At 70.2% G+C, this 9,526-nt stretch carries 7 protein-coding genes and 1 pseudogene; all 8 read right to left on the bottom strand.

The features are described 5' to 3' along the window. Positions 1-951, bottom strand: a pseudogene (locus VGD93_RS06040) (hypothetical protein); the annotation flags it as partial. A 160-nt stretch (positions 952-1,111) separates the two neighbouring features. Continuing rightward, positions 1,112-2,245 (bottom strand): hypothetical protein, encoded by a 1,134-nt coding sequence (locus tag VGD93_RS06045; protein WP_395010210.1) that lies wholly within the window; start codon positions 2,243-2,245, stop codon positions 1,112-1,114. Next, on the bottom strand, positions 2,242-2,898 hold the full coding sequence (locus VGD93_RS06050; RefSeq protein WP_395010212.1) for a ribbon-helix-helix domain-containing protein: 657 nt from the start codon (positions 2,896-2,898) through the stop codon (positions 2,242-2,244). Before VGD93_RS06050 ends, VGD93_RS06045 begins: the two co-directional genes overlap by 4 nt. Continuing rightward, positions 2,888-4,210 carry an HlyD family type I secretion periplasmic adaptor subunit gene (locus VGD93_RS06055; protein ID WP_395010215.1) on the bottom strand — a complete coding sequence of 441 codons (1,323 nt, stop codon included), beginning with the start codon at positions 4,208-4,210 and terminating at the stop codon, positions 2,888-2,890. Before VGD93_RS06055 ends, VGD93_RS06050 begins: the two co-directional genes overlap by 11 nt. Continuing rightward, positions 4,207-6,441, bottom strand: coding sequence for a type I secretion system permease/ATPase (locus VGD93_RS06060; RefSeq protein ID WP_395010217.1), 2,235 nt, complete (start codon positions 6,439-6,441; stop codon positions 4,207-4,209). The genes VGD93_RS06055 and VGD93_RS06060 overlap by 4 nt, the downstream gene beginning before the upstream one ends. 154 nt (positions 6,442-6,595) lie before the next feature. Next, entirely contained in the window at positions 6,596-8,023 is a 1,428-nt protein-coding gene (locus VGD93_RS06065; protein ID WP_395010220.1) for a TolC family protein, read from the bottom strand. 26 nt (positions 8,024-8,049) lie between these two features. Continuing rightward, the gene (locus VGD93_RS06070; protein ID WP_395010223.1) at positions 8,050-8,406 is read right to left on the bottom strand and encodes a hypothetical protein; all 357 of its coding nucleotides are present in this window, start codon (positions 8,404-8,406) and stop codon (positions 8,050-8,052) included. Positions 8,407-8,529: 123 nt separating this feature from the next. Further along, a partial coding sequence (locus VGD93_RS06075; protein WP_395010225.1) for a hypothetical protein occupies positions 8,530-9,526 on the bottom strand: 997 nt, incomplete at its 5' end.

Here is a 9,526-nt window from a genome sequence, read left to right on the forward strand (position 1 = left end):
GAACAGCACCTCGCCGAGGGTGTCGACCTGCTCGCCGGAGCCGGCGATCAGCAGGTTGTCGAGCAGGGTGAAGCTGTAGGCGCCGGTGCTGTCGACCACGAGGCTCGCCGCCGCCCCGGTGGCATCGGTGCCCAGATAGGCCCCGGCCTGGTCGAAATACACCGTGACCGAGCCGCCCGCGGGCACCGCCACCGCCGCATTGGCGCCGACCGCGAACTGGGTGATGCGGCCGAACCCGTCCGCCCCCCAGTCCCCGTTGTCGCTGACGTTGCCGCTCACCACATCGGTCAGGTCGGGCACGGCATCGTCGGGCTCGTCTATCCCGTTCGCAAGTTCTTCATCCTCGACGACGGCCGCCAGCTCGGCCGCCATCGGCCCGGGCAGGCCGTTTTCCGGCGTCTCGCTGTCGTCCAGCAGGCCCTCGTAGCGCGGCAGTTCATCGAGCGGGCCGAAACCGAGCTCGGTGGGCGGCAGTAGCGGCCCATAGGGCAGGGCCGGGCCGATTCCGCCCGGCGGAATGGCGAAGTTGCCGCCCGAACTGGCAGGCCCTTCTGCCGCCGGGCCGGCTGCCGTTTCGATGCCGCTGGCTTCGAACAGCGCCGCTACGGTCTGCGGCGGGATCTCGACATCGCCGATGAAAATAGTGAGGCCGGTGACGGCGCCGCCGGGCACGACGATCACCGAGCCGTCCGGCTGCACGAATTCGAGATCGGCGCCGTTCACGCGCGGGCTGTCGATGCTCGCCCCCTCCGGCAGGCGAAGGATGGCGCCCTCCTCGATCGCGACGACGTCGCGCGCGCCGGCCGCCGGCATTTCGGCATCGGCGGGGGGCTCGGTGGGCGCGGCTGCCGCATCGCCACCGCGGGAGACGGAGCCGGCGCTGCCGGCAGCCAGCAGACCGTGCTCCGGCTCACTGGTCATGGAAGGATCGAAGTCGATGCGTGCGGCCATGGCGTGCCCCCGGAATGGTTAACTGTCGCTTACCGGCCAACTTCGAGTGCGTGGGGCGGTTTGGCAACGGAGGACGCGCCGGAAGGCATATGCGGCTATGCAATAGGCGGAAATATTTGCGTAACCTTAACCGACACGCATATCGGGTTATGCGTATCGATCACCTGACCTCGACGATCTCGTAGCGCCGTGCGGCCAGCATGCCGTTGGGGCCGAAACGGAACGGCCCGGTGAAGCCCTTGAACCCCTGGGGGTTGGTCAGAATCTCGGGATGATAGGGCTCCTCCTTGATCGCCTGGGGCAGGGCCGCCGCCAGGACGATCAGGTCGTAGGTCATGGCGGCGTTGAGCGTCGCCGCGGTGCCGTTGGCCGCCTTGAACCGCTCGGCGAAGTCGCCGAGGCTGGCGCCGGCAAGGGCGGTGTGCCAGGCGCCCTTGAGCGCGGCGGGCAGCTGGGAGGTCAGCGACCAGCCGGCATTGCCCACCAGCGCCACCGAGGCGTACCGCGGATCGGCACGCAGCGTCGCCTGCATGGCGGCGGCCCGTTGCGGGCCAGTGGCAAACACGACGGCCGCCGGGGCGACGCCGGCGTCGGCGAGGGCGCTCATGCCGGCGAGGAACTGGCTGTCGGTCGAGCCATCGACCGGCCTCGCCGCGATGCCGGCGGTGGCCGCCAGGCCGAGCACGGCCTTGGTGAGTGCCTGGCTGGCGCGGCCTTGCGTGCTCACCACCGCGATCGAGGCGTGGCCCCGCCTAGCGAGTTCGTTGACCAGCGCGACGGCCTCCTCGTTGACCACGAAGCCCGCTCCGTAGAGCTGGTAGGCCAGGTCGGAGAAGCTGGTGAGGGAGATGCTCGGCGTCCGCCCGGGCGGGAGCGACTTCGCCACCTGCAGGGCCGTGGCGGCGTCATCGAGGCCGATGATGATGCCGGCCTCCGCCGCGGCGAATTCGCCTGCCGCGGTGCTGGCGTCCGCGGCCGTGGCGACGGTACGCACCAGCACCGTCACCGGATTGCCGGTGAGCGCCCCGGCGGCCAGCCGGGCGGCACGGACGATGCTGTCGTCAGCCCCGTCCGAGAGGTTGCCCGGTTCCGTGAAGGCGAGGACCCCGACGATCCGCGGGCCGGTGCCGAACTGGCCCGGGGCAGCGGCCTCGCCGGCCGGGGCGCCGGCGGGTGCGCCCGCCAGCATGCCGGCGCTGCTGCACGCCGCCAAGGTTGCCGCGAACAGCGCCGCCGCAGCCACCCGGCCCAGGGCTCCCAGGCTTTCCTGCCAGTGCCGGGGAACGTGGCTCACTTCGGCAGCTCGCTCAGGACGAAGCCGACCAGGGCCTGCGCGGGGAAGGGCGGCGCCGCCACGATCCGGCACGTTGCCCGCCGCAGCTGGTCGCCGACGCGGATGGTCACCAGGCAACGCGTCGCCGTGCCGTCGTCCGCCAGTTCATCGAACAGCTGCCCGAGCGGCCGCTCGAGCGACAGCTGCGCCACCTCGGGCGAAACGCTCACCGTGGGTTGGGCGAAGAGCCGGCGCAGATAGTGCACGAACTCCGGGTTGGCGCGCAGCAGGCGCTTGTGGCGGTTGAGCGCAAACGATGGCACCGGGCCCGCCTGCAGCAGGCGGACCGCCTGCACGGTGCCGGCAAGCTGCTGCAGCCGGTCGAGCTCGGACCGCTGGGCGGCGGCCACGTAGCAGCGCAGCGCGCTGGCCACCGGCATGTCGGCGGCCCGCGCCAGCGCGATGATCTCGCCCACGAGCTCGCGGCGCTTGCGCCCCTGCCCGCGGCTCAACCGGTCGAGGCCGTCCCAGAATACCCGCTCGATACGGATGCCGGTGCGCCCGTGCTGCGTGCTGACGGTGCGGAACTGCGGCGCCGCGGCCTCGATCAGGCCGTCATGCGGGCGTGGCGCGTGCACGGGGATGAGGTCGGCCGAAGACGCGCTATCGTTCACGGAACGCCTCGTCGCGGGCCTTGTTGATCGGCTTGAGCAGATATTGCAGGACGGTCTTCTTGCCGGTGAGGATCTCGACGTCGGTCACCATGCCCGGCAGCACCGGCAGTTGCCTGTCGCGATAGGAGAGCGTTGCCGAGTCCGCCTGCACCAGCACCAGATAATAGGTCTCCTGGGTCTGCGGATCGACGATGCTGTCGGCGGAGACGTTCCGGACGATGCCGGTCAGCCCGCCGAAGACGGAGAAATCATAGGCGGTCAGCTTGATGATCGCCTTCTGGCCGGGCAGCACGAAGGCGACGTCCGACGGCTTGAGCCGTGCCTCGACCAGCAGGGTGTCGGAAACCGGCACGATGTCGAGCAGGCGCGCCCCGGCGGCAACCACGCCGCCGATGGTGTTGACGTCGAGATTGTTGACGACCCCGTCGACGGGGGAGCGGATATCGGTGCGCGACACCCTGTCGGCGGCGCCGCGCAGCTGCTCCTCGGCCGAGGCCAGTTCGGCGAGCCGCAGGGTGAGATCGTTGAGGGCATCCTGGCGGAACTGCAGCTCGGCCTGCTGCACCTGCAGTTCGGCCTCGGCGAGGGCGGCCTCGAGCCGGCCCGTCGCCTCGTCGGCCGCGGCGACCTGCCCGCCGAGGTCGTTCACGTCACGCTGGGCGGCGATGAATTCGGTCTGCGCCACCAGGCCCTTCTGGGCGAGCGGCGTCAGCAGGTCGAGCTGCTCCTGGGCGAGCGCCAGGGATTGCTCGAGGCGCTGGCGGTTGGACTGTACCTCGCCGAGTTCACGCCGGCGCTGTTCGACGCGTTGCTGCAGGACCTCCTTGCCCTGGGCCAGGGCCTGGGCCCGCACCGCCAGCAGGTTCGCTTCGTTCTCGCAGACGCCGGGCGCGGCCGCCTTTACCGCTTCGGGGCAGGTATATTCGAGCGCCGTGCCGCCGGCCTGCTCGAGCCGCAACCGCGCCACCTGGGCCTCGAGGGCGCGCACCCGCGCCTCCACCTCGCCGGCCGACGAGGACGTCGTGGTATCGTCGAGGCGGATGAGCCGCTGGCCGGCCTTCACCTGCTCGCCGGCACGCACCAGGATCTCGGCGACGATGCCGGCCTCGGCGCTCTGGATCACCTGCGTCTTGCCGGAGGGGATGACACGGCCGGGAGCGCGGCTGACCTCGTCCACCTCGGCCAGGGCGGCCCACACGCCCCCCAGGACGAGGAAGGCGCCGACGACGACGATCACCAACAGCCAGCCGCGGGGCGGCCGGTCGGCGGCCAGCGCGAAGCGGCTCGACCGCGGCGCGGCCGGGGCGCTCACGTCGGCTCTCCCTTGGACTTCAGCTGCTGCAGCACCGCGTCCCGGGGACCGTCGGCGACGATGCGGCCGCCGTCGATCACCAGCAGCCGCGTCACCAGCGCCAGCAGGCTGTAGCGATGCGTTGCGATGATGACGGTGTGCTCCGGAGCGAGGCTCGCGCTCAGGTGGGTGATGAGCTGCCGCTCCGTGGCCAGGTCCATCGAGCTCGACGGCTCGTCCAGGAACAGGATCGTGGGCCGCACCAGCATGGCGCGCGCCAGCGCGATGGCCTGGCGCTGGCCGCCGGAGAGCAGTGCCCCGCCCTCGCCGACGGGCCGGTCATAGCCCAGCGGGTGGCGCGCGACGAAGGCTTCGACGCCGGCGCGCCGTGCCACGTCGACGAGTTCGGCTTCCGTTGCAGTCGGCTTGGACAGCAGGATGTTCTCGCGCACGGTGCCGCTGAACAGTTCGGGATCCTGGATGACGAGGCCGACCTGCCGGCGCAGCTCGTGCGGGTGGTACTGGTCGATGGCGATGCCGTCGACGAGGATCTCCCCCTCGCTCGGCGTGTAGAAGTTCACCAGCAGTCGGCCGATGGTCGTCTTGCCCGACCCGATGCGGCCGATGATGCCCACCTTCTCGCCCGGATTGATGGTGAAGGAGACGCCGTCGAGCACGTGGGTCCTGGCACCGGGATAGGCGAAGCGGACCTTGCGGAACTCCACCTTGCCCTGCGTGATCTCGCGGTTGACGTAGCGCTCGGCCTGCCCGCGTTCGTCCGGCAGTTCGAAAATGGCGGCCAGCGTCCGGAAGGCTTCGGCGGCGCCGCGGGTCTTGAGCAGGAATGCCGAGATCTGAGCAATCGGCGCGATCAGGCGGTTGGACAGCATCATGGCGGCGATGATCGCGCCCATCGAGATCTGCCCGTCGGCGAACAGATAGGTGCCGCCGATGACGATGCTCAGCATCGCCGCCTGGCTGGTCACGGCGGTGATGTTGGTGGCCAGCGACTGGTACCACTTGATGCGGCTCTGCGTCGCCGAGGTGGCGAGGACCGTGCTTTCCCAGCGGCGCAGGAATTCGCCTTCGGCACGGGACGCCTTCATGGTCTGCGGGGCGGTGAGCGCCTCGACGAGCAGGGAATTGCGTTGCGCCGCTTCGGCCAGGGCGGCCTCGACGCTGCGCCCCGACCGCAGGCCGATGCCCAGCGTCACCAGCACGGCGATCACGCCCGCGATCAGCGGGAACACCACCAGCCACCCCACGAGCACGCCGATGACGTAGGCGAACAGACCCATGAAGATGACGTCGACGAACAGCACCAGCGTGCTGGAGGCGAGGAAGTCGCGCAGCACCTCGTATTGCGCGACCCGGCTGATGAACGCGCCCGTCGAGGCCGGACGCGCTGCCAGCGGGGCGTTGAGAACGCGGTCGAACAGCAGGCCCGACAGGCGGTAGTCGATGCGCCGCCCGACATAGTCGATGATGACGCCACGGGCGAGCTTCAGCAGCGTGTCGAACACCAGCACCAGCATCAGCCCGATGGCGAGCACCCACAGGGTCGCAGTGGCCGCGTTGGGCAGGACGCGGTCATAGACGTTGAGGGTGAAGATCGGGAAGGCCACGGCGAACAGATTGATGAAGACCGCGGCGAGCATGACGTAGAAGGCACTCGTCCAGTGCCCGCTGAAGGCCGCCGCGAGCCAGTGGCGCCGGGCCCTGGCCGTCGTGGCCGCGGCCGCTTCGTACACCGGCTGCACCAGCAGCAGGGTGCGGCGCATGCGCAGGTCGAGGGCGGCGCCGTCGAAGACCTGCTCGAAGCCCGCTTCCGCATTGTAGCAGCGCAGGCCGCCGCCGGGCTCGCGGCCGACGCAAACCCTCAGTTCGCCCTGGCGGGTCACGAAGATCGCCGGCATCTCGAATTCGCCCAGCTGCCTGAGCGAGCGGCGCACCGTGCGCACCTGCAAGCCGACGCGTTCCAGCGCCGGGGCGAGCAGCCGTTCGGTCAGCCGTCCGCGGTCGAGCGGCAGGCCGGCCGTGATGGCATCCTTCGACGCCGGCTTGCCCCATAGGCCTGCCAGATACTGCACGACGCCGAGGACCGCGTCCGGCGTCGCCTCGTCGGCAGGCCCGTCGCGTGGTTGCGGGGCGGCGGCGGGTTCGTCCGGCGTCGTCGGTCGCGCCTCAGGTCTCGCCGACCGCCTTGCGACCTTCGCCAGAAGTCCCGTCGTGTTGTCCTTGCTGCTGACCATCAACTGCTGGGCCCGGGAAACGACACATGCATACACTCCCGCGCCGCGCGCCGGGTTTGCCCTGGCGCAACCCGCCGGCCGCCGGAACGCCGGGCGGGCGCTGCTGACGGCGCCTGCCGCCGCCAAGGTTCCGGGTCGGGCCGGAAGGCTTGCGTCAGTTGACGAAGCGCGTCAGGTCGAAGGGTGAACTCAGGTCCACCGGCTTGCGGACGCCCGGCTCGGCCTCCTCGTAATTGGGCGTACCCAGCCGGCCCCGCGCATAGGCGTCCGCCTGGGCCGGCGCTTCGAGGCGCAGATGCCGCAGCAACAGCCCGCAGGCGGCCATCAACCGGTATTCGGCGAAACGGACGCTGAACTGCGCGGTCTCGAACAGCACCTGCGCATTGTAGCGGGTGTTCTGTGCGTCGAGCACGTCGAGCAGCGAGCGCTGTCCGACATCGAACTGTTCCTGGTACGACCCGACCAGCCCGGCAGAAGCATCGAGCTGCTGCTGATAGGCGCCGGCCAGTTCGGCCTGCCGCTGCATGCGGTTCCAGGAAATGCGCACCGCCTCTTCGACTTCGCGGTGCACCTGCGACAGGGCGAGGATCGCCTCGCTCTCGCGCCGCATGTTCTCCTGGACCTCGGCGCTCTTGATGCCACCGTCGAAGATGTTCATGCGGAATACGAGGCGCCCCTGGATGTCGGTGGTGGCGTCGTTGACACCGCCCACGTCCCATCCGGTGTTGGCACGGCCCTCCAGCGTGAGCTTCGGCAACTGGCCGCTTCGCGACTCCTCGACCACTGCGGCGGCGGCGTCGATGTCGGCGCCCGCGAGCAGGACCCTCGGATTGTTGATGCGCCCGGCCGCGATGGCCTGGTCCAGGCTGTCGGGGAGCGCGGCCCCGATGCGACCCGGCAGTTTCGGGTCGGTGAACGGCAGGCCCACATATTTGTAGAACTCGATCTTGGCGGCCTCGAGTTCCTCGCCCGCCTCGGCGACGCGCGCCCGCGCCGCGTTGAGGCGCTCCAGCGCCTGCTGGCGATCGGCCTCGGTCAGCGTGCCGCTGCCGACCGCCGCCGCGACGTTCTCCAGCGTGGTCTCGTGGAAGGCGACGTTCTGGCGGCTGAGGTCGATGATGCGCTGCTGCAGGACGATCTCGAAATAGAGCCTCGTGATCTGCAGCGTGATGAACTCGCTGCGCTCGAGCACGCGGAACGAGGCGCCGTCGACGCGCGCCGCCTGCCGGTTGGCCTCGGCCTGTCGGAAGCCGCCGTCGAACAGGTCGTAGCTCGCGGTCAGTCCGATCTGCGACGGATAGAGCGGATCATCGGCAATGCCGCCGGCGCGCCGGGACGGATTGTCGAGAAACTGGACGCCCACCGACGCCTCGAGGTCCACGCGCGGCAGGTACAGGCCCAGCGCCTGGCGGAGCTCGAACTCGATCGCCTCCCGGTTTTCGGCGGCCTGGCCGATTTCAGGATTGGACTCGATGGCGACTTTCGCCGCCTCCGCCAGGGTCAGGGCGGCTGCGCCGCCGGTGCCCCCCGCCAGCAGCAGGCCGGCGAGCGTTCCCAGGAGCGCGTTGCGCAGGATCTTCAAGTTACGTCCCTCTGACATGCCGCCACCTACCGATACTGTGCCAGCCGGGCATGGGCGCAGTCGCATTTCTGCACCGACTGCACGTCGACATGCCCGCCATTGAGGTAGCTGATGGCCTTGCCACACTGGAACCGGGCTTCGCGGGCCCACAGGAATGCCGGTGAGCGCGAGAGCAGGACCCCCTGGCTGTCCAGGGCGGCGGAGGCATCGGCATAGAAGTCGGCGACCCGATCTTCGATCTGCTCCACCGGTGAAAAGGCAAGGGACGAGGCGCCCGCCACGGGGCAACCGCCCATGGCGAACTGCCCCGGCAGGTCGGCAGCCTGCGCCGATCCCAGAGCAAGGAACGCCAGGAGCGTCGCCGCTCCACGAAAGTTGATCATCCGAGTCCCCACTAGACTTCCCCACAACATTTGTGCCGAAGCCGGCTGACTTGCACAACCGCGCGTGGGGAATTGCGGCGCATTTCGACCAGTCGATTGCAAATATGTCACAGGTACGGCCAATCATGGGCGGTTTGCTGGCCGCGGATACGGTGTCGGTGACTGCACCGAGGCTCCGCCGCCGGGCGCCGTCGCCGTGGCGGCCGGGGAGGGCGGCTCGGTCCACGGAACGCAGCCATCGAGGACTGTGCCGCGGGCCTGCAGATAGTTGCGCACCGGCAGGGCCACCCGCAGTTCGGGTGCGTCGCTCGGGGAAATGATCATCGGCGTAGCCAGCGAAACGTCGCGGCTCGCCCACTCGAAAGCCATCCTGAGCACATCCGACATGAGCAGCGCCTGCCCGCCCGTGACGGCGTTGGCGGAGGCGCGGACCACGGCAAAATCGGCGGCGCTGGCATAGACGCGATACTCGGTGAAATCCTCCTCGGCGCCAATCGTGTAGCGCAGCGTCCCGTCGCTGTGGCAGTCGATCCTGACGGATTCGATGCGTGTCAGGCTGTGCGCGTCGGTATTGGCGGCAATTGCGGCGGGGAGGCCGCGTGCATCGGGTTGCACGACCCAGGCCGGCGCCTCGGCGTCGGCCGCCGGCATGGGCTGCGCACGCGCCTCGTCCGCCGCGGCTGGCGGCACGGCGTCGCCAGGGCCGGCCTCGGTCGGAACGATGCCGATCTCGGCATAGATGCCGGCGGCGTCGGAGCCGGCTTCGAAGACGAGGTCGCCGAAGCCGGCAGTCGCCGCCCCGGAGGGGCGCTGCAGGGACCAGCTGCGGTCGGAGGGGCGGAAGCCTCCGGCCGGCATGGCCCCCGAGATCTGGGCCGCGGTCAGCCGGCCGGCATAGACCTCCCAGCCGTCCTGCAGCTTGTCCGCCAGTTCCTGGGCCCGGTGCTGCTCCGCCGCGTAGGCGGCGAGCGGGCTGTCGAAGCCGTCCGGGGACGCCTGCTCGAGGGGACGCAGCAACTGCAGGTTGGCCTTTAGCAGGCGCGCGAGGTCGGCGACCGGCTCGGCAGTGCCGCTCGCGGCGGGCGCCAGGGCGAGCGCCGCCAGGGTCCTGGCATTGGCG

The organism is Devosia sp. (assembly GCF_036406155.1).
In the GTDB taxonomy this organism is placed as follows: domain Bacteria; phylum Pseudomonadota; class Alphaproteobacteria; order Rhizobiales; family Devosiaceae; genus Devosia_A.

Coding starts and splice junctions, on each gene's coding strand:
- VGD93_RS06060 (WP_395010217.1), bottom strand. CDS start 6,441: ATGGTCAGCAGCAAGGACAACACGACGGGACTTCTGGCGAAGGTCGCA.
- VGD93_RS06070 (WP_395010223.1), bottom strand. CDS start 8,406: ATGATCAACTTTCGTGGAGCGGCGACGCTCCTGGCGTTCCTTGCTCTG.